This window comes from Phyllobacterium sp. 01N428, from assembly GCF_056399405.1.
On record NZ_JBFTRH010000009.1, the window covers coordinates 48,990 to 74,642 of the forward strand.

20 protein-coding genes and 1 pseudogene are annotated in these 25,653 nt (G+C 59.5%); 17 read left to right on the forward strand and 4 right to left on the reverse strand.

The genetic code is table 11. The annotated features are described in order from the left end of the window. Positions 1-233: 233 nt before the first annotated feature. The 13 genes and pseudogenes from efeU to repC all read left to right on the forward strand — a co-directional run. A pseudogene (gene efeU, locus AC1DNI_RS19815) lies at positions 234-1,070 on the forward strand (iron uptake transporter permease EfeU); the annotation flags it as partial. Between the two features lie 70 nt (positions 1,071-1,140). Further along, entirely contained in the window at positions 1,141-2,280 is a 1,140-nt protein-coding gene (gene efeO, locus AC1DNI_RS19820) for an iron uptake system protein EfeO (RefSeq protein WP_477693232.1), read from the forward strand. A gap of 5 nt (positions 2,281-2,285) precedes the next feature. After that, the gene (gene efeB, locus AC1DNI_RS19825; RefSeq protein ID WP_477693119.1) at positions 2,286-3,593 is read left to right on the forward strand and encodes an iron uptake transporter deferrochelatase/peroxidase subunit; all 1,308 of its coding nucleotides are present in this window, start codon (positions 2,286-2,288) and stop codon (positions 3,591-3,593) included. A gap of 11 nt (positions 3,594-3,604) precedes the next feature. Then, positions 3,605-4,432: an iron uptake system protein EfeO gene (gene efeO, locus AC1DNI_RS19830; RefSeq protein WP_091951890.1), complete on the forward strand. Its 828-nt coding sequence runs from the start codon at positions 3,605-3,607 to the stop codon at positions 4,430-4,432. A 174-nt stretch (positions 4,433-4,606) separates the two neighbouring features. After that, positions 4,607-5,179, forward strand: coding sequence for a GbsR/MarR family transcriptional regulator (locus AC1DNI_RS19835; RefSeq protein WP_153670419.1), 573 nt, complete (start codon positions 4,607-4,609; stop codon positions 5,177-5,179). A 4-nt stretch (positions 5,180-5,183) separates the two neighbouring features. Then, complete coding sequence (gene cydD, locus AC1DNI_RS19840) at positions 5,184-6,947, forward strand: thiol reductant ABC exporter subunit CydD (RefSeq protein ID WP_477693120.1); 1,764 nt, start codon at positions 5,184-5,186, stop codon at positions 6,945-6,947. Further along, the gene (gene cydC, locus AC1DNI_RS19845; RefSeq protein ID WP_477693121.1) at positions 6,944-8,635 is read left to right on the forward strand and encodes a thiol reductant ABC exporter subunit CydC; all 1,692 of its coding nucleotides are present in this window, start codon (positions 6,944-6,946) and stop codon (positions 8,633-8,635) included. The genes cydD and cydC overlap by 4 nt, the downstream gene beginning before the upstream one ends. A 78-nt stretch (positions 8,636-8,713) precedes the next feature. After that, positions 8,714-10,291: a cytochrome ubiquinol oxidase subunit I gene (locus AC1DNI_RS19850; RefSeq protein WP_477693122.1), complete on the forward strand. Its 1,578-nt coding sequence runs from the start codon at positions 8,714-8,716 to the stop codon at positions 10,289-10,291. 6 nt (positions 10,292-10,297) lie between these two features. Beyond that, positions 10,298-11,452: a cytochrome d ubiquinol oxidase subunit II gene (gene cydB / locus AC1DNI_RS19855; RefSeq protein ID WP_477693123.1), complete on the forward strand. Its 1,155-nt coding sequence runs from the start codon at positions 10,298-10,300 to the stop codon at positions 11,450-11,452. A 16-nt stretch (positions 11,453-11,468) separates the two neighbouring features. Beyond that, a complete protein-coding gene (gene cydX, locus AC1DNI_RS19860) occupies positions 11,469-11,594 on the forward strand; it encodes a cytochrome bd-I oxidase subunit CydX (protein ID WP_091924596.1) in 126 nt (41 codons plus the stop codon). A gap of 267 nt (positions 11,595-11,861) precedes the next feature. Then, on the forward strand, positions 11,862-13,061 hold the full coding sequence (gene repA, locus AC1DNI_RS19865) for a plasmid partitioning protein RepA (RefSeq protein WP_477693124.1): 1,200 nt from the start codon (positions 11,862-11,864) through the stop codon (positions 13,059-13,061). An 83-nt stretch (positions 13,062-13,144) separates the two neighbouring features. Continuing rightward, positions 13,145-14,110, forward strand: coding sequence for a plasmid partitioning protein RepB (gene repB, locus AC1DNI_RS19870; protein ID WP_477693125.1), 966 nt, complete (start codon positions 13,145-13,147; stop codon positions 14,108-14,110). Between the two features lie 159 nt (positions 14,111-14,269). Continuing rightward, positions 14,270-15,547 carry a plasmid replication protein RepC gene (gene repC, locus AC1DNI_RS19875; RefSeq protein WP_477693126.1) on the forward strand — a complete coding sequence of 426 codons (1,278 nt, stop codon included), beginning with the start codon at positions 14,270-14,272 and terminating at the stop codon, positions 15,545-15,547. A gap of 162 nt (positions 15,548-15,709) precedes the next feature. Here repC and AC1DNI_RS19880 read toward each other — a convergent pair whose 3' ends face one another. From AC1DNI_RS19880 to AC1DNI_RS19895, 4 genes are all read right to left on the reverse strand, one after another. Then, a complete protein-coding gene (locus AC1DNI_RS19880) occupies positions 15,710-16,054 on the reverse strand; it encodes a DUF779 domain-containing protein (protein ID WP_477693127.1) in 345 nt (114 codons plus the stop codon). Between the two features lie 61 nt (positions 16,055-16,115). Then, on the reverse strand, positions 16,116-17,633 hold the full coding sequence (adh, locus tag AC1DNI_RS19885) for an aldehyde dehydrogenase (protein ID WP_477693128.1): 1,518 nt from the start codon (positions 17,631-17,633) through the stop codon (positions 16,116-16,118). Positions 17,634-17,790: 157 nt separating this feature from the next. Then, on the reverse strand, positions 17,791-18,759 hold the full coding sequence (locus AC1DNI_RS19890; RefSeq protein WP_477693129.1) for a GAF domain-containing protein: 969 nt from the start codon (positions 18,757-18,759) through the stop codon (positions 17,791-17,793). A 79-nt stretch (positions 18,760-18,838) separates the two neighbouring features. After that, positions 18,839-19,291 (reverse strand): Lrp/AsnC family transcriptional regulator, encoded by a 453-nt coding sequence (locus tag AC1DNI_RS19895; RefSeq protein ID WP_027232945.1) that lies wholly within the window; start codon positions 19,289-19,291, stop codon positions 18,839-18,841. 122 nt (positions 19,292-19,413) lie between these two features. Here AC1DNI_RS19895 and AC1DNI_RS19900 point away from each other — a divergent pair, with 122 nt between their 5' ends. The 4 genes from AC1DNI_RS19900 (at position 19,414) to AC1DNI_RS19915 (ending at position 25,649) form a co-directional block, all read left to right on the forward strand. Then, positions 19,414-22,467, forward strand: coding sequence for an aminotransferase class III-fold pyridoxal phosphate-dependent enzyme (locus AC1DNI_RS19900; protein ID WP_477693130.1), 3,054 nt, complete (start codon positions 19,414-19,416; stop codon positions 22,465-22,467). A gap of 129 nt (positions 22,468-22,596) precedes the next feature. Then, positions 22,597-23,613, forward strand: a complete 1,017-nt coding sequence (locus AC1DNI_RS19905; protein WP_477693131.1) for an amino acid ABC transporter substrate-binding protein — start codon at positions 22,597-22,599, stop codon at positions 23,611-23,613. Between the two features lie 169 nt (positions 23,614-23,782). Next, entirely contained in the window at positions 23,783-24,565 is a 783-nt protein-coding gene (locus AC1DNI_RS19910) for a ThuA domain-containing protein (RefSeq protein ID WP_477693132.1), read from the forward strand. 34 nt (positions 24,566-24,599) lie between these two features. Further along, entirely contained in the window at positions 24,600-25,649 is a 1,050-nt protein-coding gene (locus tag AC1DNI_RS19915) for a Gfo/Idh/MocA family protein (protein WP_477693133.1), read from the forward strand. Positions 25,650-25,653: the final 4 nt, after the last annotated feature.

Below are 25,653 nucleotides of genomic sequence, written 5' to 3' on the forward strand. Positions count from 1 at the left end.
TTCAGAATTGTGGCAATAATGCGGCAGTTCTCCATCTCGGCGCTTAGAGCGGATAAGCGCTATAGTGGACAAGCGTACTCAAGATACGGAAATAATTGAGGAATTCAGTCCAGATATAGATTAGAACACTTCTAATATATTGTTATTGCTTCGTTTTTAGCGAAAGTTTATGACTTGGCCCGCGTATAAGCCGTGTCATTCGCACGGCAAAGCCTGCGCTGGGGTTCGAATTCATGCTTGTTCCGTTTCTGATAATGCTGCGCGAGGGTATCGAGGCAGCACTTATCGTGGGTATCGTCGCGAGCTATCTCAAGCAGACCGGACGCGGTGAATGGATGCCTGCCGTATGGGTGGGCGTTCTCCTTGCAGTCGCCTTGTCGCTCTTTATCGGCGCTGCCCTGCAACTGGTCAGCGCGCAGTTTCCGCAAAAGGCACAGGAGTTCTTCGAGGCGATCGTCGGCCTGATAGCGGTCATCGTGCTTGCGTCCATGGTTTTCTGGATGCGCAAGGCCGCGCGCTCGATCAAATCAGAGTTGCATACCCATATCGACGAAGCCCTCGCCCATACGTCCGGGCAAGCAACGGCACTGATCGCCATGGTGTTCTTCGCAGTGGCGCGCGAAGGGCTTGAATCGGTGTTCTTTCTGCTCGCCATCTTCCAGCAGAGCCCATCGAGCGAAGCACCACTTGGGGCCGTCCTTGGCATTCTGGTGTCGATTGCGCTCGGTTACGGCATCTATTTCGGCGGCGTGAGGATGAATCTCCGCCGGTTCTTCTTCTGGACGGGCCTGTTCATTCTCGTTGTTGCCGCCGGCATTCTGGCGGGCACACTGCGCCATTTCCACGAGGCAGGTGTCTGGAACAGCCTGCAGACAGTGGTCGTCGATTTGAGCGGAATCCTGCCTATAAGCAGCCCGCTCGGGACCATCTTGTCGGGCATGTTCGGCTATCAGGATATGCCGACGCTGGGCGAAGTGATCGTCTACTTCTCGTTCCTTGCGATCAGCCTCTACTTTTTCTTGCGACCTTACGTTTCGGCTGCCGCAAACGCGCCAGCGACCAGCCCTCGAACTGATCGGACGATTTTTCATGTCGCAATCCACCGGCTCCGCCTCCCCTCGCCCCGCATCACAGAAATTGATGCAATTGGCGGTCGTCGGGGCGGCGGCCCTCGTCGTCGCCGGCGGCGCCGCATTCTATTATGCATCGAAAAATGTAAAACCAGCGGTAGTCGGCGATGCCATCACGGTTACAATCAAGAACGGCGCCTGCGATCCCAATGCGATTACCGTGGCCGCCGGTCCCTCTACATTTACGATCGTCAACCAATCGGATCGCGCGCTCGAGTGGGAAATTCTCGACGGCGTCATGGTGATCGAGGAGCGGGAGAATATCGCGCCGGGAATCAGCCAGACGCTACAGGCGAAATTAAAGCCCGGCGATTATGAGATCACCTGTGGGCTCCTCAACAATCCGCGCGGAACTTTGCACGTGACACCGTCCGCCGTATCCGACGCCGAGGCGGCGCGGCCGGCACTTCGCGCCTATCTTGGGCCGCTCGCCGAATTCCAGGTGTTTCTCGTTACCCAGGGAAACAGCCTCGTCAAGGCGAGCCAGGCCCTCGATGCCGCCATCAAGGCCGGCGATCTTGAAAAGGCCAAGGCAGCCTACCAAAGCGCGCGCGTTCCCTACAAGCAGATCGAGCCGATGGCAGATCAATTCGCGGACCTTCACAATGCCATCGATCCTGTCGCCGATTATCTCGAGAAGCGCGAGCAGGATCCGGCGTTCACGGGTTTCCATCGCATCGAATACGGCCTCTACACACAGAAAAGCACGGCGGGTCTCGAAAACTATTCGGCCAAACTGCTGGCCGACGTGACGGCACTGAAAGACCGCATTCGCGGTTTGCGGATTTCCCCAGAGCAGATCGCCAAGGGTGCGCAGCGCCTCATGGCGTCCACGGCAGAGACGAAGGTGGCTGCGGGTGTCGACCACTACGCGCAGACCGATCTTTCCGACTTCGAGGCAAACGTCGCGGGCGTATCGCGGATGATGGCGCTGATGAAGCCCGTCGCGGTGACCGCAGCCCCGCAGGTTGTCGGGGATATTGAGTTGCGTTTGACCGATGTGAGCACCGAGCTGAAGGCCCTTCGCGGGCCGGAGGGCTATCCTTCCTATGACGGCGTCAATGACGATACCCGGAAGGTCCTTTCGCAGAAGATGCAGGCGCTGGCGGATGCGATCGGCAAGCTCAACGCCGCCGTGGGATTGGAGTAACGACGATGACGGCGAACGACAAGGGCCTCGTCACCACGCGCCGAAATGTACTGTTTGGCGTCGGCGCGGCTGGCGGTGTCCTCGCCACTGGGCTTGGCAGCGCAAGCGCGGCGGCGAAGCAGGAGGAACAGGTCACCGACGCGCCGGTCAGTGACAAGACGCAGGAGCGCCAGCTCTTCTACGGCGTGCATCAGGCCGGTATCATCACGCCCCGCCCGGCTGCCGGAATGATCGCAGCCTTTGACGTTCTCGCCTCGACCCCTGAAGACGTCGAGCGGCTGTTCCGCACCTTGTCGGAACGCATCGCTTTTCTGATGCAGGGCGGCAAGCCCCCCGTCTTCGACGACAGATTGCCGCCGTCGGATTCGGGCATTCTCGGGCCCGTCATCCCACCAGATAATTTGACCATGACGGTCTCGCTCGGCTCGTCGTTCTTTGCCAAGCGCGATTGGCTCGGGGCACACAAGCCGAAGCGGTTATCGCGAATGAAGGCGTTTCGCAATGACGCGCTTGATGGCGACCTTTGCCACGGCGATCTGACGTTGCAGATATCGTCCAATACGCCCGATACCAACATTCACGCGCTGCGCGATATCATCAAGACCATGCCGGACCTTCTGGTTTTGCGCTGGAAGCAGGAGGGCTCTGTCCCCGTGTTGCCGCCAAAGCCCGACGGCGGTCATGAAAGCGCGCGTAACTTCCTCGGCTTCCGCGATGGATCGGCCAATCCGGACGCCAACAATTCCGAACTGATGGACCGCATCGTCTGGGTGACTGAACACAGCGATGAGCCCGAATGGGCGCGGCGGGGCTCCTACCAGGTGGTGCGCATCATCCGCAACTTTGTCGAACGTTGGGACCGGACGCCGCTTGGCGAACAGGAGCGCATCATCGGGCGCAAGAAAGCAACCGGCGCCCCGTTTTCTGGCGAAACGGAACATGACTTACCGGATTATGTGAAGGATCCCGAGGGCAAGGTGACGCCGCTCGATGCCCATATCAGGCTCGCCAATCTGCGCACGCCGGAATCCGGGGCCAATCTCATCCTGCGCCGTCCGTTCAACTATTCGAATGGTGTCAGCAAGTCCGGTCAGCTCGAACAGGGACTGTTGTTCATCTGTTACCAGGCCGATCTTGAAAAAGGGTTCATCACTGTGCAGCGCCAGCTGGATGGCGAACCGCTGGAAGAATACATCAAGCCGATCGGCGGCGGCTTCTTCTTCACACTACCCGGCCCACTTGATGAAACCGACTTCCTGGGCCGGACACTACTCGAAGCAGCGGGTCACGCCGTGACCCGCGTCAGATCTTAAGGGGATAATCGATGAAGCTTAAACTTACACTATCTGCCAGCCTGTTCGCCCTTTCCGCGGCCATCCTCCCTGGTGTCGCGGTGGCCGAGGTATCGCCGCTCGATCTCGTGCAGCCCATCGCCGACTACAAGATTTATGTGTCGGAAAACTCCGAGAAGCTTGTCGCTGATACCAAGGCATTCACTGACGCAGTCAAGGCCGGTGATGTCGAAAAGGCGAAGTCACTCTTTGGCGCGACCCGCATGAGCTATGAGGCGATCGAACCGATCGCAGAGCTTTTCAGCGACCTTGATGGCTCGATCGACTCGCGTGCCGATGATCATGAGCTTGCTGAAAAGGATCCGGGGTTCACCGGCTTCCATCGGATTGAGTATGGCCTTTTCGCTCAGAACAGCACCGAAGGTCTTGGACCGGTTGCCGACCAGCTCATGGCTGACGTAACCGAGCTCAACAAGCGCATTACCGACCTCACCCTGCCGCCGGAGAAGGTCGTCGGTGGCGCTGCCGTTCTGATGGAAGAAGTAGCTGCCACTAAGATTTCCGGCGAGGAAGATCGCTACAGCCACACCGACCTTTGGGACTTCAAGGCCAACTTCGATGGTTCGCGCAAGATCTTCGATCTTGTTCGTCCCCTGATCGAAAAGGATGAGGCCGCTTTCGTGACCAAGGTTTCGGCCAATTTCGACGCGGTCGATACGACCTTGGCGAAGTACAAGACCGCCGATGGCTACGAGCTATACGACAAGCTGAGCGAAGACGACCGCAAGGTACTTGCCGCTGCCGTCAACACGCTCGCCGAAGACCTTTCGACCTTGCGCGGAAAGCTCGGCCTGAACTGACAAGCCTGAAAATCGAGAGTGCAAGAGGCCCGGTCATAGCGACTGGGCCTTTTTGTTTGCCCGCTCGGCGTGCGACATTTTCGCCCCGCCCCGTACCTATTCTTGACCCGCTCGCTTTCTTTGCTACTGTCATTTCAGTAATTTCTGAAATAACAGATAAAGCGAAAGAGCACCATGAATCTCCCGCCGCTCGTACAGTCCTTCGTTTTGCATTTTGGCGAAATGGGAAGCCGCTGGGGCATCAACCGAACGGTTGGCCAGATCTATGCGCTGCTTTATGTCTCGCCGGAGCCGCTTAACGCGGATCAGATCGTTGATGCTCTCGGCATCTCGCGCTCGAACGTTTCCATGAGCTTACGCGAACTGCAGGCCTGGAATCTGGTTCTTTTGAAACACTTGCCCGACGATCGCCGCGATTTCTTCACGACGCCCGACGACGTCTGGCAGATCCTGCGTACGCTCGCGGAAGAGCGCAAAAAGCGCGAGGTCGATCCTACACTGTCGGTCCTGCGAGAAATTCTGATGCAGCAGCCGGCGAGTGAGGCGGAACGGCATGCGCAGGAGCGGATGAGTGAAATGCACGGGCTGATCGAACGGCTGACAACCTGGTATGAGGATGTCAAGCAGCTTGAGACCGACCGGCTGGCAACCCTGTTGACGCTGGGCGCCAAAGTCACGAAACTGCTAGAGGCGAAGGATAAGATCGTCTCGCTCGGCAGATCGAAGCGCACTACTGAAAAGGGTTGATGGCATGGGACCCGCAGCAGATGCATCATTGGCGCTTCGCTCAGAGGTGAGCCCGGCAGATGCATGCACTGGGCGGGAATTGACTCATAAGCCGTCTTCCAGTCTGCCGATCGACAAGCAAAAGCCTGCTCGCGCCAAGGCGGCAGCGTTGTTGCAACTAGCGGCGGCCCTCCTCTGGCTTCCGCAAGCATGGTTGCTGGCAATGGCGGTTGGCCAGATTATCGCGGGCACCGATTGGCGCAATATTGTCTGGCTCGCCATTGGGGTTGTCGCCCTCGGCGTCCTGCGGTCGGCTCTTGACGCGGCGGGCACGCGGATCGCGTTCCTTTCCGCCCGCAAGACTCTTTCCGAACTGCGCCAAACCGCCATCGCCTCCCTGGCGCTACGCTCGCCCCTCGACATGACGCGTCCCGCCTCCGGGCTTGCAGCCAGCGCGATAACCGAACAGGCCGAGGCTATCCTGCCCTATCTGGCCCGCTTCCAGCCGGCGCGGCTCAAGGCGACATACGTTCCCCTTGCCATCCTTGCCTCGATCGTCCCGTTCTCCTGGGTGCCGGCTCTGGTGCTGCTGATGGCGGCGCCGCTGATACCGCTATTCATGGCGCTGATTGGCTGGCGCGCCAAGGCTGCCAGTGAGAAGCAACTGGTCGAGATGGGCAGCATGAATGGCTTTCTTCTTGATCGCCTGCGTGGAATGACGTCCATACGCGTTTTCGATGCAGTTGACCTCACGGCCGACCGTTTGCGCGCCAACGCCGAATCCCTGCGCTCGCGTACGATGGCGGTGCTACGGGTTGCCTTTCTCTCTTCGGCGGTTCTCGAACTCTTTGCAGCCCTCGGCGTCGCCATGGTCGCCGTCTATATCGGTTTCCACTATCTTGGACAGTTGCCTTTCGGCGCCTGGGGCGGGCGACTCGATCTAAGCGAGGGCTTGTTCATCCTCCTGCTAGCGCCGGCCTTCTTCGAACCACTGCGGGAACTTTCAGCCGTGTGGCACGACCGTGCTGCCGGTGAAGCGGCCCTGGCCGCACTTGCCGAACTCAGCGATCAGGGCATCGCCATTGTGGGCGGGTCTGGTAGCAATGATCAGAACGACGATGATAAGGCCGCGTCAGTCTCGATCGAAGGGCTTGGCTATTCTCATGCCGCGCGGGATCGCGATGTGCTGGAGGACTTCGACCTTGAGGTAAAGCCCGGAGAGCGTGTCGCGATACTGGGCCCGAGCGGGTCGGGCAAGTCCACCCTGCTTGCGCTGATTGCAGGACTGGCTCCCCTTGAAAATGGCAGGATCCTCATCGACGGCACGCATCTTACGAGCGCGACTGCAGCTCAGTTGCGCAATCGAATGATTTGGATCGGCCAAAGGGCGCATATATTTGCCGGCTCACTATATGAGAATATCGCGCTTGGGCGTCCCGATGTCGACGAGGCGCGGACGAACGGTGCACTGGCTCTTGCCGCCCTCGAACACGTCGCCGAAGCCCACGGCAATCTTCAATTGGGCGAGGGCGGTTCCGGCCTTTCGGGCGGCGAGATATTGAGGCTGGCGCTCGCGCGTGCTGCTGCGGGCTGCTCAGGAAAGAGCCTTATCCTCGCCGATGAGCCGACGGCACATCTGGACACGATCACCGCTCGCGAAATCACCGAAGGTCTCCTCGAAATCGCCAGGGGCAAGACACTGATCGTTGCAACACACGATCCGATACTCGCCGCCCGCATGGATCGCATCGTCAGGCTATCGCCTCAGATCGCGCAGGAGGTTGCGTGATGGGCATCCTCCACACTTTCCGGCCGATCATTGCACTGTTCTATAGGGAACGCCGCAGCATGCTCCTTGCTGGTGCATTGCTCGCAGCGGTCACGGTTCTTACCGGCATCATGCTTCTTGGCCTCTCAGGGTGGTTCATCACTGCGACCGCCATTGCTGGACTTTCATCTGCAACCGCGTTTGCATTCGATGTATTCGCGCCCGCAGCCGCCATCCGATTTCTGGCTCTCGCGCGAACGGCAGCGCGTTATGGCGAGCGCCTGACAACCCATGATGCAACACTCGGTGTGCTCGCTGGGTTACGTGAACAATTGTTTCGCAGCTGGTCACGCCCACAATCTGCAAGGTTGCTCGTTCAGCGGCCGTCGCGCCTGCTGTTCCGTCTTACCGCCGATATCGACGCGCTCGATTCGCTATATCTCCGTGTGCTCGTACCGGCAGCCGTTGCGATCGTGACAGCGCTCGCCGTCGCCTTGACATTTGGGATGATGCATCCGCTTGTCGGTCTTGCCGCAGGCGCATTCCTGCTTCTGACAGGGCTCGGCGTGCCGGTCATCGCCGCAAGGTTCGCGGGTGCCTCGTCGATACGCCGCGCTCACGCGCTTGAGGCGATCCGCTCCCGCAGCATCGATCTCGTTGCCGGACAGACTGATCTTTTGATGACGGGGCGGCTTGCGGCCCAGGTGCAAGCGGTGGCGGCCGCCGATCGCCGGGTTGCTGCCGCTGACAGCCGTCTGAACTGGATCGAGGTTTTCGCCGGCGGAGGGCTTGGGGTCGCATCGGCGATCCTGCTCGGCGGGACGCTCATTGCGATGGCGGCTCTGGCCAGCGCGGGCACGATCAACGGTCCCGTTGCTGCGCTTGGCGTTCTGGTGGCCCTCGCAGCGCTCGAACCTTTTGCAGCATTGCGCCGGGGCGCCGTGGAGCTTGGCCGCACCTTACTCGCCGCACGGCGAATTGGACCAAGCCTAGCACCCCCCTCCCCTCCCCTGCCACGAACAGCGGCGCGGAACGGCAAAGCGGTTCGTATTGCGAATGCCAGGGTCACCCATGACGGCGCCCCCCTCCCCGCCCTCCACGCATTAAACTTCACTGTTGCCGATGGCGAGCGTGTGGCACTGATCGGGCCGAGCGGTGCCGGCAAGTCGACCCTGCTGGCGCTCATTGCCGGTGAACTTGGCGCCGATCGCGGCGAAGTCGCTACCGCAAAATCTGCTCTGCTGACGCAGAGGACCGAACTCTTCCAGGACACGCTGCGTGACAATCTGCGGCTGGCAGCTCCGGAAGCGGATGATGCGCAGCTTCATCGCGCGCTTGATCAGGCGGGTCTCAACGAGCTTATCGCATCGCTTCCGGCGGGCCTCGGCACCAGTCTTGGCGAAGGCGGGCTCGGCCTTTCCGGCGGACAATCGCGGCGCCTTGCTCTCGCGCGACTGCTTTTGCGCGATGCGCCGCTCTGGCTGCTCGACGAGCCGACCGAAGGCCTCGATGGCGCCACCGCCCGCGACGTGCTGCAACGGCTCCGCAGTGCCATGCCGGGCCATGCAGTCGTGATCGCGACGCATATTCGCCGCGAAGCAGAACTCGCCGACAGGATCATCATTCTCGAACACGGGCGGATCGTTGCTGCGCTGCACCGTGGGGAGAAGGATTTCGATACCGCCCTCGCCGCGCTCCGGCCGGACTGAGGGCCGGCAACTTCATTCGGCGGCGCGCAAATGTGCTGCCGGTCAACAGGGGGGTCGGGTTAGGCCCGACTAGATGCAATGGAACTCGATATCGTGGCGCTTTCGCGCCTGCAATTTGCGATAACGGCGTTATATCACTTTCTCTTTGTCCCGCTGACGCTTGGACTTTCAATACTCCTGGCGATCATGGAAACGGTCTACGTCATGACCGGCCGCGTCATATGGCGCCAGATGACCAAATTCTGGGGTACCCTGTTCGGTATTAATTTCGCCATCGGCGTCGCGACCGGCATCGTGATGGAATTCCAGTTCGGTATGAACTGGAGTTATTACAGCCACTATGTCGGCGATATCTTCGGCGCACCGCTCGCGATCGAGGGGCTCATGGCCTTCTTCCTCGAAGCGACATTCGTCGGCCTGTTCTTCTTCGGATGGGACAAGCTATCCAAGGTCGGCCACCTCGTCGCGACTTGGTGCGTTGCCGCCGGTTCCAACTTTTCGGCGCTGTGGATTCTCATCGCCAATGGTTGGATGCAGAATCCCGTTGGCGCGACCTTCAATCCGCAGACAATGCGAATGGAAGTATCTGATTTCTATGCAGTTTTGTTCAATCCTGTCGCGCAGGCGAAGTTCGTTCACACCGTTTCGGCGGGTTATGTCACAGCATCGCTTTTCGTGCTCGGCGTGTCGGCATGGTACGCCTTGAAGGGACGCCACATTGCACTCGCCAAGCGTTCGATGACCGTCGCCGCCTCGTTCGGTCTCGCCTCCGCCTTATCGGTCGTCGTTCTTGGTGACGAGAGCGGTTATCTGTCGACTGAGCACCAAAAGATGAAGCTCGCCTCGATCGAAGCGATGTGGGAGACGGAACCTGCGCCCGCCGCTTTCACCGTTTTCGGCTTCCCCGACCAGGAATCGCGGGAAACGCATTTTGCCGTGCGCGTCCCGTGGGTCATGGGGTTGATCGGTACAAGGTCGCTGACGACGCCAATCCCCGGCATCGAGGAACTTGTCGAACACGCCCGTTTGCGTATCAAGGAAGGCATCATCGCCTATGACGCCTTGCAGAAAATAAGAGAGGTCGGCAGCACGACGGCTGTTTCCGCCGAGGTGCGCGATGCTTTCGAGGCGAATGGCGCCGATCTCGGCTACGCCCTGCTGTTGAAGCGCTATGTCGACGATCCGCGCCTTGCCACACCCGAACAGATCGACAAGGCGGCCTGGGATACGGTTCCCAACGTCCCGAGACTGTTCTGGTCGTTCCGCATCATGGTCGGGCTCGGCATCTTCTTCATTATCCTGACGACGACCTTCTTCATTCTGTCCGTTCGCCGCAAGATTGACGCTTATCCATGGCTGTTGCGGGTTGCCGTGTTTGCGATCCCCCTCCCCTGGATCGCCGCCGAACTCGGCTGGGTGGTCGCCGAATCCGGTCGTCAGCCCTGGATCATCGAGGGCGTTCTTCCGACAGCCGCGGCGGTCTCCAGCCTCGGTGCATCGACGGTGCTCCTCACCATTTGCGGCTTCGTGGTGATCTATACGGTTCTGATCTTCATCGAGATGGGCCTGATGCTGCGCGCTATCCAGAAGGGCCCCGACCCCGACACCGAGCCGGAAGCCGAACTCATTTCCCCGCACATCGTGCCAGCGGAGTAAGCCAACATGATATTGCACCAATTTATCGACTATGAGCTCCTGCGCCTTATCTGGTGGGTCCTGCTGGGCGTTCTTCTCATCGGCTTTGCGATTACCGACGGCTTCGACCTCGGGATCGGCACGCTCCTGCCCTTCGTCGCCAAGACCGAGACGGAGCGGCGTATTGCGATAAATGTCATCGGCCCAACCTGGGAAGGCAACCAGGTCTGGCTCATTCTTGGCGGCGGCGCTATCTTCGCCGCATGGCCGCCGCTTTACGCGGTTTCCTTCTCGGGCTTCTATCTCGCGATGTTCGCAATCCTCGCGGCATTGATCTTGCGGCCGGTTGCCTTCAAATACCGTTCGAAGCGCGATAGCGACCGCTGGCGCAGCGGCTGGGATATTGCTCTTTTCATCGGCGGGTTTGTGCCGTCGCTTATCTTCGGTGTTGCGGTGGGCAATGTCCTCCAGGGCGTTCCGTTCCGCTTCAACAACGACCTTCGCGTCTTTTACGAAGGTACGTTCTTCGGCCTCCTCAATCCGTTCGCCTTGCTGTGCGGCGTGCTTTCGGTCGTCATGCTCATCATGCATGGGAGCGCCTATCTGATGCTGAAGACCGACGGCCCGATCGCCGAACGCGCCCGCAGCTATGGCGCGCTCGCGGCACTCGTAACGCTCGTCCTTTACGCTCTGGCCGGTATCATTCTTTGGCTGGGCATCGATGGCTACGTCATCACGAGCGCGATCGATCCTCACGGCCCGTCAAACCCGCTCATGAAAACGGTGGCAGAGGCGCCAGCTGGCTGGTTTACTAATTATGGCGCCTATCCCGTGCTGCTCATCGCCCCCATACTGGGGCTTGCCGGCGCTGCCCTGGCCTTTTACGGCTTCCGCGCGCGGGCGGAAATAGCAACGCTACTCGTCAGCGCCCTGTCTATCTTTGGAATGATCGCAAGCGTTGGGGTGTCGATGTTCCCGTTCATCCTTCCCTCCTCGCTGGATCCACGGTCGAGCCTGACGGTTTGGGATGCATCTTCGAGCCATCTCACGCTGTTCATCATGCTTGTCGTGACCGCGATCTTCATCCCGCTGATCGTCGCCTACACAAGCTGGGTCTACCACGTGCTTTGGGGCAAGGTAGATGCCAATTCCGTCGACGACAAAAGCGGCCACGCCTACTGATCGAAAGGATCGAATCATGTGGTATTTCTCCTGGCTTCTCGGATTGCCATTCGCTGCGGCCTTCGCCGTCCTCAATGCGATGTGGTACGAACTCGTAGAGGACGATGCGACACGCAAGGACGGCACCGATCAGCGCAAATGATCACAGCTTTGTTCTACACGTGAGTTTACTGCGGTAAATTGGATTGATTCCTTGCGTTGAATCAATCACCTAGAGCCGGCGTTCATGTGATGGCAAATCTGGTTTAGAGCGACTGACGCCCTCACGGATTTGCCGGCTCTTCCACAGGCAAAAACCTGTTAACCTTTTGTTAACCCAAAAATTCTTGCCGGATCACACGAATCGGAGCTTAATGGCGCTTCGTAAAGCGTTTGCTTTGAAAAAGCGCTATTAGAGGTTTCGATTCAGATGAACATCGCAATGCCTCTGCCCAAGTTCGAGTTCGACGACAAAATCCTCGATCAAGGGGCGGAGATCTCCCGCCGGCTGGACCAACTTCGGATGGAAAAGTTTCCTCCGAATGCGAAGAAGACATTGCGCTCCTTTTCGATGGCCGAGGTCGCCCATTATCTCGGCGTCACCCAGAACAATCTGAAGCGCCTGCACCTCGAAGGCAAGGGCCCGGTACCCGCACAGGCAGCGTCCGGTCGCCGTTCCTATACGGCCGAGCAGATGATGGAATTGCGGCACTATCTCGATCGCAACGGCCGCACCGAAGTGAAGAAATACGTGCCACACCGCAAACCGGGCGACAAGCTGCAAGTCATCGCCGTGGTCAATTTCAAGGGCGGATCCGGCAAGACGACGACCGCTGCGCATCTTGCCCAATACCTCGCACTGACCGGACACCGGGTTCTTGCGATCGATCTTGATCCGCAAGCCTCATTGTCGGCTCTGCATGGCTTTCAACCCGAACTCGATCGCAATTTGTCGCTCTACGAATCCATTCGTTACGACGATGAGCGCAAGCCGATCTCCGAGGTCATCCTGCCGACCAACTTTCCCGGGCTCGACATCATCCCGGCAAATCTCGAACTGCAGGAATATGAATACGACACCCCGCTAGCAATGCAGGACCGCTCCTCGCTTGAAGGTCGTCAGTTCTTCACCCGTATCGGCAAGGCGCTCGAAGAGGTGGACAACCGCTACGACGTTGTCGTGGTCGATTGCCCGCCGCAGCTTGGCTATCTGACGCTGACAGCCATGTCGGCGGCGACGTCCGTTCTTATTACCGTTCATCCGCAGATGCTCGACCTCATGTCGATGTCGCAGTTCCTGTTGATGCTCGGCGGGATCCTGAAGACGGTGAAGCAGGCCGGGGCGAAGGTCCAGCTCGACTGGTTCCGCTACCTGATCACGCGCTACGAGCCGACGGACATTCCGCAGGCCCAGATGGTCGGCTTCATGCAATCGATGCTGGCCGAGGAGATCCTTTCCAATCCGATGCTGAAATCCACGGCAATCTCCGATGCCGGGCTGACAAAGCAGACCCTCTATGAGGTCGAGAAGAACAGCTTCACGCGATCAACCTATGAACGCGCAATCGAATCGCTGGACGCGGTCAACGCCGAGATCGCAACGCTCATTCACCGGGCGTGGGGACGCTGACCATGCGTGAGGGGTTTACCGCAGTAAAAAAAGCGAAATTGAAACGCAGGATCAATTGCTTACAGCTTAGCGGGAGCAGATAGATGGCCCGTAAGGATATTTTCAGCAGTGTCATGAACCCGGCGCCGGTCAAGACCGAGCGCAACAATGCCCTGAATTATGTGGTGAGTGGTGCGTCGCGCTCGATCAAGAGCTCCTTCGAGGAACTCGCCAAGGGAAGCGTCGTCGAACTTGATCCCGATCTCGTCGATGGATCGTTTATTGCCGACCGTATCGACGAGGACGACGAGGCGTTTCAAGAACTGCTGACCGCGGTGCGGGAGAGGGGGCAGGACTCCCCCATTCTTGTGCGGCCGCACCCAGCGGTTGCCGGACGCTACCAGGTTGTCTTCGGTCACCGCCGCGTCAAGGTAGCGAAGCATCTCGGCCGGCAAGTCCGCGCCGTCGTGAAGGCGCTCGAGGACCAGGACCATGTGATCGCACAGGGCCAGGAGAATGCGGCGCGTTCGAACCTCTCCTTCATTGAGCGCGCACTGTTTGCAAAGCGGCTGGGCGATCTCGGCTACGATCAGTCCATCATCAGGTCCGCATTGGCGATCGATGCGACGACGTTCTCGAAGATGCAGTCTGTCGGCGCCCACATCCCGGAAGATATCATTCTCGCAATCGGTGCTGCGAAGGCGACGGGACGGGATCGGTGGTGGCAGCTTTCGAAGCTTTTGGAAGTGCCAGGCAATGCGGCGAAGGCGAAGGTACTGGTCGCGTCGGGTGAACTTGAAGCCGAGACCGGCGACGCGCGCTTTGCGCAACTGTTCGATTTATTAAGCAAGGCCAACAAGCGTCCCGCGAAGGCCGCTGCGTCGCGCCCGAAGATATGGGCGCCCACGGACAAGTCGCTCCGCGTCGATATCACGGACAACGGCAAGGCGTTTACCCTGGCGCTCAAAGCCAAAAACGCTTCGCGCTTCGGATCCTACATTACCGACAGGCTGGAGGAGCTTTATCGCGACTTCCAACAATCGGAAACCGTCAATAAATCAGGAGATTAACGCGCAAAAGAAAAAAGCCCACCTCAACATCGCTGTCTCGGAAGGCTTCTCTCATATCTCTAGCAGGATCGAGAATCGCATTTCCCCGAATCAGTGTCAAGATATTTTGACGTCGTTCTGGCGAGCGGATTTCTTTTGCCTTTAGAAAGGTAAGAGGCAATGCAGACGGGGAATGCATTCACGACGCCCTTTGGGCGGCGGTCGCTATCGCTTGGCATGTTGGCAACCCAACGCCAGGCCCAGGAGATAGATCCGGCAACGTCGATCGACAAATGGAAGCTGTTCCGGAGCCTGTGCGAGGCGAGGGCGCTGGTAGGAATATCAGACCGCGCACTGGTGGTACTGAACGCTCTACTGACGTTCTATCCACAGGCGGAGCTAAGCGAAGCAAACGGGCTTGTTGTCTTCCCGTCGAACGCGCAGCTGTCGTTGCGGGCGCATGGAATGGCCCCCGCCACATTGCGTCGCCACCTCGCTGCCCTGATCGAGGCAGGGCTCATTTTCCGCAGGGACAGTCCCAACGGCAAGCGCTTCGCACGCAAGGCGCGGGGAGGGGAGGGTGGTGAAGCATTCGGCTTCTCGCTGGCTCCCTTGGTCGCGCGGGCCGAGGAACTCGGAAGAATGGCTGAACAGGTGAGAAGCGAACGGCTTCAGCTGAAACTGATGAAGGAGCGCGTAACGCTGCTGCGGCGCGATATCGTCAAACTCATTGAACTCGGCTTCGAGACTTTGCCCGATCTTGACTGGAGCGCGCAGAACAGGCGGTTTCGCAGTGTCATTGACGGGATTCCGCGGCAAGCGACCATCCACGATCTGGAGCCCGCTGTGGACGGTCTGGAATGCATCCACATGGAAGTGTCTAATACCCTGGAGAAGCAGTTGAATTCTGAGAATATGAGCGCCAAAGAGTCTCATACTGAGCGCCACAAACAAAATTCAAACACCCAATCCACTTCTGATCTTGAACCCGGCTTTAGAAAAGACCAGGGGGCAAAAGTTGTGGATCAAACGGGAAGCATGACAGAGACAAAGCAGTCGGTATCAGACAAGATGGCCAGAAGCGCGCAGACGCCAGAAACTGCGCAGGCCTACAGGCCTATCCCGCTTGCATTGGTTCGCCAGGCATGCCCGAGCATTGCCGCCTATGGGCGCGACGGTATTTCAAGCTGGCAGGATCTGATGGGCGCGGCCGTGGTCGTGCGCTCGATGCTTGGGGTGAGTCCTTCGGCCTATGAGGAAGCTTGCGATATACTGGGCCAGGAAAATGCGGCGATTGTCGTAGCATGCATCCTCGAAAGGGCAGACCATATCAACTCGGCTGGCGGTTATCTACGTTCCCTGACGGACAAGGCGGCACGCGAGGAGTTTTCGGTCTGGCCGATGCTCCTTGCTCAGCTGCGAGCCAATGGCAGCCACGTTCAACTGGTGACCACATGACGAGGGCTGGATTTATGACAGCCAGGCATGGCGAGCGAACATAGGGTTGCGCCGAACGAGCGGAAGTAAACGTCGTGTTGTCTTCCGCTTCGGCAAAAACATTAACCTAAACAGAGGATTAACGTGTGGACGCGTTTGGCCTCCGGGGCAGCGAAGCCGAGGTCACTCGTCGTCGCCAACGGCACAGATCGTGGAACGCGTGAGGAACCGCACTTCACGGCCATTGTCGAGCGAGAACATGCCGCCCCGTCCCGGAACGACGTCGATGATCAGGTCGGTGTGTTTCCAGACATCGTACTGGGAGGCGCTGATGTAGACCGGCGCGCCGCCGATCTCGCCAAGCTTGACGTCCTGGTCACCGATAATGAAATCGCCTTGCGCATAGCACATGGGCGAAGAACCGTCGCAGCAGCCGCCGGACTGGTGAAAGAGGATCGGCCCGTATTCTGATTGCAGGGTCGAAATCAATTCGAGCGCAGCAGGGGTGGCGGTGACTTTTTCTTCCATGGGGGCCTCCAAGTGAAATTGATGGCGCCAGCCTTCCCAGCGCCATCAATGATCCAACCGGTCAGAAGAAGCCGAGTTTCTTTGGACTATAGCTCACAAGCATGTTCTTCGTCTGCTGGTAGTGGTCAAGCATCTTCAGATGATTTTCCCGGCCGATGCCCGACTGCTTGTACCCGCCGAACGCGGCATGCGCCGGATAGGCGTGGTAACAATTGGTCCACACGCGTCCGGCCTGGATGGCGCGGCCAAAGCGATAGCAGGTATTGGCGTCGCGGCTCCAGATCCCGGCGCCGAGACCGTAGAGCGTGTCATTGGCAATCGACAGGGCCTCGTCATTATCCTTGAAGGTGGTCACGGAAACCACTGGACCGAAGATCTCTTCCTGGAAGATGCGCATGCGGTTGTGACCCTTGAACACCGTCGGCTTGACATAGTAGCCGCCGGCAAGATCGCCTGGAAGTTCGTTGCGGCCGCCACCGATCAGGACTTCGGCGCCTTCCTGCCTGCCGATGTCCATGTACGAAAGAATCTTCTCGAGTTGTTCGCTGGAGGCCTGCGCGCCGATCATGGTCGCTGGATCGAGCGGGTCGCCCTGGACGATAGCCTCGACGCGCTTCAACGCACGCTCCATGAACTTGTCATAAATTGCTTCGTGAACGAGGGCGCGGCTCGGGCATGTGCAAACCTCGCCCTGATTGAGCGCGAACATGACGAAACCTTCGATCGCCTTGTCGAAGAAATCGTCATCCTCGGCCGTGACATCCTTGAAGAAGATGTTGGGTGATTTGCCGCCGAGTTCGAGTGTGACCGGAATGAGGTTCTGGCTTGCATATTGCATGATCAGGCGGCCAGTCGTCGTCTCGCCGGTAAATGCGATCTTGGCGATGCGCGGGCTGGAGGCGAGGGGCTTGCCTGCCTCAAGGCCGAAGCCGTTGACGATATTGAGGACGCCTGGCGGCAGAAGGTCGCCAACCAATTCGGCGAAAACGAGGATCGATGCGGGTGTCTGTTCAGCAGGCTTCAGCACGACGCAGTTGCCCGCAGCGAGCGCGGGAGCAAGCTTCCAGATCGCCATGAGAAGCGGGAAGTTCCACGGAATGATCTGGCCGACGACGCCAAGGGGTTCGTGGAAATGATAGGCGACCGTGTCGTGGTCGATCTCGGAAATACCACCCTCCTGCGCGCGTATGGCACCGGCGAAATAGCGCAGATGGTCGATCGCCAGTGGCAGATCGGCTGCGGTCGTTTCGCGAATGGGCTTGCCGTTGTCCCAGGTTTCGGCTTCGGCCAGGATGTCGAGGTTGTCTTCCATCACCTGGGCGATCTTGTTGAGGATGACGCTGCGCTCGGCCGCGCTGGTACGACCCCAGGCCTCCTTGGCGGCATGCGCCGCATCGAGTGCTGCTTCGACATCGCTGGCGTCAGAGCGGGCGATTTCGCAAATTACCTGGCCGTTTACAGGCGACGTATTCTCGAAATATTTTCCGGACCTCGGCTCGACGAATTTACCGCCGATGAAGTTGCCGTATCGCGACTTGAATTTCGGCGTGGCTGTGCGGTTGAACTCTACCTTGTTCATGTGATTTCCTCCCCGACCCGAGCCGGTTTGACGGGCTCGCGCGTTAAATACCGCCTCCTGCGGCAGGGTTGGAGCATCGGCGAGAAAGCGCGCCATGTCAGCCGGGTGCTGGCAACATGACAGTGCGAGTGTCGCAGATCTGAGACAATTGCCCGGGCTAATTGAGTCCGAGGCGCTTGAGCTTCCGGTGCAGCGTGGCGCGGCTCATGCCAAGCATCCCGGCCGCAAGGGAGACATTGCCGCCTGCATTGCTTAGGGCGCGGCGAATGACGCTGCGCTCTGCCGAGGCGAAACCGCGTTCTGGATCGATCTCCTGGCCAAGGAGATTGGCGGCCGGCAGCGGACCGCTGAGGCTTTCATCGGTCAAGCCGAAGACGTGGCGTGCGGACCGTGACGCGCCGATGACGAGATCGTCCTGGTCGACGGCAATTAGCGCATTGACGACGCGATCGCCCGCAATATTGTCACCAGCCATGACGATGCGCGCCTTGGGGAAAGCGAGACGGAAATTCTCGGCCTCGACACGGCGCGCCGCATCGACGACCGCCATGGCAATAAGCCTGACGAAGTCTTCCGTGAGATCGGACCGCGCCGACGAGACATCGATCACTGCCATCAAGCGACCGCGATGATCGAAGATGGGCGCGACAGTGCAGGAAAGGGCGGTGTTGCGGCTGCGAAAATGCTGGTCGCGGTGGATGGTCAGCGATCGTTGCTCGGCGATGGCGGTTCCAATCCCGTTCGTGCCTTCGCTTTCTTCGCTCCACACGGCTCCCGTCCAAAGCCCGATCTTGTAGAACGTCGTATCGTCACCGGCATAGCCGCGACGATCGACTGGCACGCCCTCCTTGTCGGCGAGGAGAACGCAGCAACCCGCACCGCCGACGGCAGTATAGAGGCGATCGAGTGTTCCGGACGCCGTGTCGATCAACGAACCGAGCCGCTCGCGCGCTTCCGATAGTTCGCGGTCGGTCAAAACGTTCGGCGGCGTATGTTCCTCCGGGTTGAGACCGTAGAGGCGCATGGACCGTCCCCACGATGCTACAAGTGCTGACTGTGCCGCAGCATCGCCGGCAAGCGCCGTTTGGATGTGTTCCGCGTGCAAGCCCTCATGCAGTCTTCCCATGCTCTCCTCCCAGAGTGCTGGCGATCCGCCGATCCATAGCAGCATAGGTCGCGGCAGCCCGCCGTCAAGTCGGCAACAGCTAAAGTGCGAGGCTGGCGTCGCCTCGGTCGATGTCCCGCCGCAGGATGATCGACGTCGTTACATCGTCGACCTGATCCATCGTCGCGACCCTATCGCGAATTATGTTGAGGTGATTGATCGATGGCACTTCAATTTCGACGATGAGGTCAAGCTGGCCGCTGACCGACGAAACACGCCTAACTTCAGGATAGGCGGCAAGGCGGTCGAGGACGCCGAGCGAGGGCGTGCGAACCAGGCTGATGAGCAGGAAGGCGCAAATCAGCCCTTCGTTCAGCTGGCCGATATCGGCGCGATAGCCGCGAATAACACCTGACTTTTCGAGAAAGAGTATCCTTTCGCTCGTCGCGCTGCGCGAAAGACCGATCTCGCCGGCGAGAGTCTTGATGGGAATTTTGGCATCGCGCGAAAGAATGCTCAGGATCGCGCGGTCCTTGTCATCAAGCTCTTTCATTGCACTTTCATCCTCGCCGACCAAATGCCGGTCAGGGCCGTCAAAACGACGATCAAACCGGCGGATTAACGGATGCCCCATTTTTTGGCCCATGCCAAGCTTGAAGAAAATGGAGCCTGCGCATGATTGATCTGTCTCATCCGGCACCGTCGTTCTCGGACGCGGAAGCCCTCACAATCGCTCGTGAGCACTTCGGTATCGAAGGCCGGATCAGCCCGCTTGCCAGCGAGCGGGACCAGAATTTTAAGATCGATGCGAACGAGGGTCATTCCTTCATCCTGAAGATCGTCAACGCCAGCGAGCCGCGTGATCAGAGCGATTTTCAAACGGCATTGCTTGAGCACCTTGAGAAGCACGCCTGCGAACTCGCCGTACCCCGGCTGCGCCGCACCTTGACCGGTCTGGCGCTCGCAAGCGTCGAAGGGCCGAGCGGCGAGCATCACGCCGTTCGCATGGTGTCCTGGCAGATCGGCGAACCACTCGCGACAATGGAGCGAATGCCGGCAACGCTTGGCAATCTCGGCAAAGTTCTCGGCGAGTTGAACCGGGCAATGCAAGGCTTCATCCACGCCGGGGCCCTGCGAACCTTCGATTGGGATATTCGGGCGGCGGGGTTGTCGCGGCAGCGCGTGCAATATGTCAACGACGCAGGCGATCGCGCCTTACTGGAACGCTGGCTCGACCGCTTCGACCGTGATGTCGCCCCGCGCCTGCCTGCCTTGCGCGCTGCCGTCATTCACAATGATGCCAATGACTGGAATGTGCTGGTCGACGCCTCCGACCCCACTCGCATCGCCGGCCTCATCGATTTCGGTGACGCGCTGCACAGCGTGCTGATTGCGGAGGTCGCAGTTGCCTGTGCCTACTCCATTCTGGAGGTCGAGGATCCGATCGGAGCTGCGGCGTCGATTGTTGCGGGTTTCAACGCGGGTTACCCGCTTCTGGAGCAGGAAGTCGACTTGCTCTTCGACCTGATTGTAATGCGGCTCGTCATCAGCGTAACCATGTCGGCACAGCGCAGCGACAAGACCGCCGAAAATCCGTATCTGCAAGTGAGCGAGGCACCTGCCTGGAACTTGCTAAGGCGGCTCGACCTGATGAACCCGGGCCTTGCCACCGCAATCCTGCGACAGGCCTGCGGCTACGACGCATTCCCTGGCGCAAAAGCAATCGTGCGTTGGATAGAGGACAATAACAAGTCCTTCCGGTCGATTCTTGCGACGCATCCGGCGCGGCTCGCCAAGGGCATCGTGCCATATGGCGATCCACAAAACCCGATGACCGTGCTTTCGGCTGGAAAGGAGCCCGAGAAGGCAACCGAGTGGTGGGATGCCTATGCTGGCGACCAGAAGATTGCGCTCGGCATCGGTCCCTGGGGGGAGGAGCGCTCGGTCTATACCGGCACAATGTTCGAGTCGCGCTTCATTGCAGGAACACGGCGCACCCGGCACCTCGGCCTCGATCTCTTCATGCCTGCCGGGACGAAGCTCTTTACCCCGATCGACGCCATCGTCAGCGAAGTGATGATCGAAGACGACCCCCTCGGTTATGGCTGTCTGGTCAAGCTAGAACACCGGCCGGAAGGCTGTCCGCCATTCGCGACGCTCTGGGGGCACCTCGCGCATGAGGCAGTCCGGCGTTTGCGTCCTGGCGAAAAACTCGCCGCCGGCGACCTGATCGGGGAGATGGGTGCTCCTTCGGAAAATGGCGGTTGGGTGCCCCATCTGCATCTCCAGCTATCGGTCGACACGCAGTTGGCGGCGATGCAGATCCTGGGTGTCGGCGAGCCGGCATTTCTCCCCGTCTGGGCCGAGCTTTTCACCAATGCCGCAGCCTTTGCCGGATTGCCGCCGGAGACGTTCGAGCAGTCAGGGCGGAGCCGCAGCGAGATCGTTGCCGCGCGCAAGTCCATCCTTCTGCCCAACCTTTCCATTTCCTATGCCGAGCCGATCAAATTTGTCCGCGGGGAGGGCGCCTGGCTGATCGATGATCGCGGCAGGGCGTATCTCGACTGCTTCAACAATGTCTGCCATCTCGGCCATGCCCATCCCGATGTCGTGGAGGCATTGCGCACACAGGCCGGAATTCTGAATACGAACACGCGCTATCTCCACGACAACATCGTGGATTACGCAGAGCGACTGACAGCGACCCTTCCGGCTGACTTGTGCGTGGCAACCTTCGCCTGCAGCGGCAGCGAGGCCAACAGCCTGATGTTGCGGATGATGCGCGCCCATACGGGCCGCGAGGAGGCGATCGTGCTCGATTGGGCGTACCACGGCACGACCCAGGAGCTTATCGATCTCAGCCCCTACAAATATAAGCGGAAAGGCGGCAAGGGCCGGAAGTCGCACGTCTATGAAGCGACTATACCTGACACCTACCGCGCGCCAGCCGATTGGCCGGCGGATGAGATCGCGGAGCGGTATGCCGAGAGCGTTGCCGAGCAGATTGCGTCGATGCGCAAGGCCGGGAAGGGACCGGGCGTCTTCCTGGCCGAGTCGATCCCCAGCGTGGCGGGACAGGTCTTCCTGCCCGAAGGTTACCTCAGGGAAGTCTATGCCATGGTGCGCGCCGCCGGTGGAATTTGCGCTGCAGATGAGGTGCAGGTCGGGTTCGGGCGCGTTGGGAGCCATTGGTGGGCCTTCGAGACGCAAGGCGTCGTGCCCGACATCGTCACCATGGGCAAGCCGATCGGAAACGGCCATCCGATGGCAGCCGTGGTGACGACCCGCGAAGTGGCTGCCTCGTTCAATAACGGGATGGAATATTTCAATACGTTCGGTGGCAATCCCGTTTCCTGCGCGGTCGGGCTTGCCGTGCTCGATGTAATCGAGCGTGACGATCTGCGCGGCAACGCGCTCTCGATTGGCAGCTATCTGCTGGAGCGTTTCAGGGCGATGCAGGCGCGTTTTGAAGTGATCGGCGACGTTCGCGGCCAGGGTCTGTTCCTCGGCATCGAACTCGTCACCGATCGCAAGACCAAGCAACCGGCCACGGAGATTGCCCGCAAGATCAATAACGGGGCAAGGGAGCGGGGCGTGTTGATGGGAACCGAGGGACCGCACGACAACGTGCTGAAACTGCGTCCCCCGATGATTTTCAACCGCGCCAATGCGGATCTGCTGATCGAGGTCATGGAGGAGACCTTCGCGGCGGTCATGGCCGAGGCATAACAGGCGCAAGGCCCGGCACAGTCTCCAGCAGGCGACGCCGGTAAATCTCAAGCATCGAAACCAATGGGTCTTCGGACATGTGTCCGGCGGCACGGACAGGCTTTGCCTGTCAAAACGAGGGAGAACACAATGAAACTGACATCCGTTATTGCACTGCTGCTGGCATCGGCAGCGTTCGCGGCGTCGCCCGCGTCGGCCGATACGCTCGCCACGATCAAGGAGCGTGGCAAGCTCAATTGCGGCGTAAGCGAAGGCGTGCTCGGCTTTTCCAACGCCGACGACAAAGGCGTCTGGACGGGCTTCGACGTCGATTTCTGCAAGGCCGTGGCGGCGGCCGTCCTCGGCGATTCTAGCAAGGTGACCTATGTGCCGCTTTCGACGAAGGCGCGATTTGCGGCTCTCCAATCAGGTGAAGTCGATCTCCTGTCGCGCCAGACGACGTGGACGCAGTCGCGCGATACCGGCATGGGCATGCGCTTCGTCGGGACGATCTATTATGACGGCCAGGGCTTCATGGTGAAGAAATCCGTCGGCGTAAAGAGCGCGAAGGAACTCTCCGGCGCGACGCTATGCACCGAAACCGGCACAACCACCGAAATGAACGCCGCTGATTTCTTCAAGGCGAACAACATCAAGTACGACATCATCTCGTTCGAGAAGGCCGATCAGACGATTGCCGCATTCAATACGGATCGCTGCGACGTCTATACAACCGACGCCTCCGCGCTCTATGCGCAGCGTCTTGTCCTGACGGATCCGGATTCATCGCTGGTATTGCCGGAGATCATCTCCAAGGAGCCGCTGGGACCGGCCGTCCGACAGGGCGACGACCGTTGGTTCGGCATAGTCCGGTGGACCTTGTTTGCTCTGATCAATGCTGAGGAACTCGGCGTCACCAAGGATAACGTCGCGGCGCAGTTGGAATCCGACAATCCCGAAGTTCGCCGCTTCCTTGGTGCGGAAGGCAATACCGGCGAATCCATGGGTCTCGACCAGAAGTGGGTCTATAACATCGTCGCTGCGACCGGTAATTACGGCGAGATGTTCGAGCGCAGTCTCGGCAAGGGCAGCCCGCTCAAGATTGATCGCGGCATCAATGCCCTGTGGAACGCCGGCGGCCTGATGTACGCCCCGCCGATCCGCTAACAACGGAACTCCCCTTCGTTCGTTGGAGGGGGTTTCCATGCATCCTGTTTCTGAAGAATATGGAACCAGACCAATGCGTTGATCATTGGTCTGGTTGAAGGCATCGCCTTCTGAGCGTCATACTGGGCGCGTACCCTCCCGATCGTATCCGAGAAACAGGAATAGAGACATGGCTATCCGAACACTCGTCTGGGGCGAAAACGTTCATGAACAGACGAACAAGACCGTTGCCGGGATTTACCCCGAAGGCATGCACACGCAGATAGCAAAACTCCTTGCTGCGGACGAAAAAATTTCCGTCAAGACAACGACCTTGCAAGAGCCTGAGCATGGGCTGACCGAAAGGGCGCTCGGGGAAACCGACGTGCTGGTTTGGTGGGGGCACGAAGCCCATGGCGATGTTGGCGATGATATCGTCGAAAGGGTAGCGAAGCGCGTATGGGAAGGCATGGGGCTGATCGTTCTCCACTCCGGCCACTTCTCGAAAATATTCAAGCGTTTGATGGGTTCGCCTTGTGCCCTCAATTGGCGCGAGGCCGGCGAACGTGAGCGGCTCTGGGTCGTCAATCCTGGTCATCCCATTGCGCGGGGGCTTCCTGCCTATTTCGAGATCGAGAATGAGGAGATGTATGGCGAACCGTTTTCCGTGCCCGAACCGCTCGAGACGGTGTTCGTATCGTGGTTCCAGGGCGGCGAAGTCTTTCGTTCGGGCCTGACCTATCGCAGGGGCGCGGGCAATGTGTTCTATTTCCGGCCAGGTCATGAGACCTACCCGACCTACCACTACGAGACGGTTGGACTTGTTCTGCGTAACGCCGTGAACTGGGCCTATAATCCTGACCGTTATCCCACTATAACAACCGCGCCGAATGTGCCGGTCGAGAAGGCGCTCGAGCCGATCGAGGCGCGGGGCGGCAGCGTGCATGCGGAAGGCGAGGAAGGCTTTCGCTGACATCGCTGGATTGGCATCAGGGGCAAGTGGGTCGATGCGTCTTTTGATCTTGGGTACCGGCCAGATGGCTAACGCACATGCGCGCAGTTTCGCCGAGATCGAGACGGTGACGCTTGCAGGCGCCGTGGATGTCGATCCCGCGCGCGCCGAGGCGTTTCGCGCGAAATACGGTATCGAAAAGGCGTTCACCTCGCTGGCAGACGCACTTGCCTGGGGCGACTTCGATGCGGTTGCAAATGTTACGCCCGACAGCGCGCATTATTCGACGACCCTGCAATGCCTCGCCGCCGGCAAGCACGTCTTTTGCGAAAAGCCGCTCGCCACGAATTCCGTGGATGCGATGGAGATGGCGGAGAAGGCCGAATCCGCCAATCTCGTCGGCATGGTCAACCTGACCTATCGCAACGTTGCCCAGTTGCAGGCGGCGCGCAAATTGGTCACGAGCGGCCGGATCGGCACGGTCAAGCATGTCGAGGCGTCATATCTGCAAAGCTGGCTGGTCTCGAAGCAATGGGGCGACTGGCGCACGGAAAGCCAGTGGCTATGGCGCCTGTCGAAGAACCATGGCTCTAACGGCACCCTGGGGGACGTCGGCGTCCACATCCTTGATTTCGTGGTTTATGCAACGGACACCGAAATCGACGAAGTGTTTTGCCGGCTAAAAGCATTCGACAAAGCCGAGGGCAATCGTATCGGCGAATATGAACTCGACGCCAATGACAGCTTCACCATGAGCGTGAGCTTCAAGAACGGCGCCCTCGGCGTGGTGCATTCCAGCCGCTGGGCGACAGGTCATGTGAATGAACTGCGGCTGCGCGTTTATGGCGACAAGGGATCGCTCGAAGTGCTTCATCGCCACGACGGATCCAGGCTTCTTGTTTGCCTTGACGTCGATATTGAGACCGCAACGTGGAGGGAGATCAACGTCGATCCGGTTCAGACGAACTATCAGCGCTTCGTCGAGGCCGTGGCTATCGGCTTGACCCTCGAGCCGTCCTTTCGCCACGCCGCCAGGCTGCAAATGGCGATTGACCTTGCAAACGTCACGGAGAGTGACCGCCGCGAGCACCGCCTCTCGACCTGAATCG

Coding starts and splice junctions, on each gene's coding strand:
- efeO (WP_477693232.1), top strand. CDS start 1,141: ATGCAATTGGCGGTCGTCGGGGCGGCGGCCCTCGTCGTCGCCGGCGGC.
- efeB (WP_477693119.1), top strand. CDS start 2,286: ATGACGGCGAACGACAAGGGCCTCGTCACCACGCGCCGAAATGTACTG.
- efeO (WP_091951890.1), top strand. CDS start 3,605: ATGAAGCTTAAACTTACACTATCTGCCAGCCTGTTCGCCCTTTCCGCG.
- AC1DNI_RS19835 (WP_153670419.1), top strand. CDS start 4,607: ATGAATCTCCCGCCGCTCGTACAGTCCTTCGTTTTGCATTTTGGCGAA.
- cydD (WP_477693120.1), top strand. CDS start 5,184: ATGGGACCCGCAGCAGATGCATCATTGGCGCTTCGCTCAGAGGTGAGC.
- AC1DNI_RS19850 (WP_477693122.1), top strand. CDS start 8,714: ATGGAACTCGATATCGTGGCGCTTTCGCGCCTGCAATTTGCGATAACG.
- cydB (WP_477693123.1), top strand. CDS start 10,298: ATGATATTGCACCAATTTATCGACTATGAGCTCCTGCGCCTTATCTGG.
- cydX (WP_091924596.1), top strand. CDS start 11,469: ATGTGGTATTTCTCCTGGCTTCTCGGATTGCCATTCGCTGCGGCCTTC.
- repA (WP_477693124.1), top strand. CDS start 11,862: ATGAACATCGCAATGCCTCTGCCCAAGTTCGAGTTCGACGACAAAATC.
- repB (WP_477693125.1), top strand. CDS start 13,145: ATGGCCCGTAAGGATATTTTCAGCAGTGTCATGAACCCGGCGCCGGTC.
- repC (WP_477693126.1), top strand. CDS start 14,270: ATGCAGACGGGGAATGCATTCACGACGCCCTTTGGGCGGCGGTCGCTA.
- AC1DNI_RS19880 (WP_477693127.1), bottom strand. CDS start 16,054: ATGGAAGAAAAAGTCACCGCCACCCCTGCTGCGCTCGAATTGATTTCG.
- adh (WP_477693128.1), bottom strand. CDS start 17,633: ATGAACAAGGTAGAGTTCAACCGCACAGCCACGCCGAAATTCAAGTCG.
- AC1DNI_RS19890 (WP_477693129.1), bottom strand. CDS start 18,759: ATGGGAAGACTGCATGAGGGCTTGCACGCGGAACACATCCAAACGGCG.
- AC1DNI_RS19895 (WP_027232945.1), bottom strand. CDS start 19,291: ATGAAAGAGCTTGATGACAAGGACCGCGCGATCCTGAGCATTCTTTCG.
- AC1DNI_RS19900 (WP_477693130.1), top strand. CDS start 19,414: ATGATTGATCTGTCTCATCCGGCACCGTCGTTCTCGGACGCGGAAGCC.
- AC1DNI_RS19905 (WP_477693131.1), top strand. CDS start 22,597: ATGAAACTGACATCCGTTATTGCACTGCTGCTGGCATCGGCAGCGTTC.
- AC1DNI_RS19910 (WP_477693132.1), top strand. CDS start 23,783: ATGGCTATCCGAACACTCGTCTGGGGCGAAAACGTTCATGAACAGACG.
- AC1DNI_RS19915 (WP_477693133.1), top strand. CDS start 24,600: ATGCGTCTTTTGATCTTGGGTACCGGCCAGATGGCTAACGCACATGCG.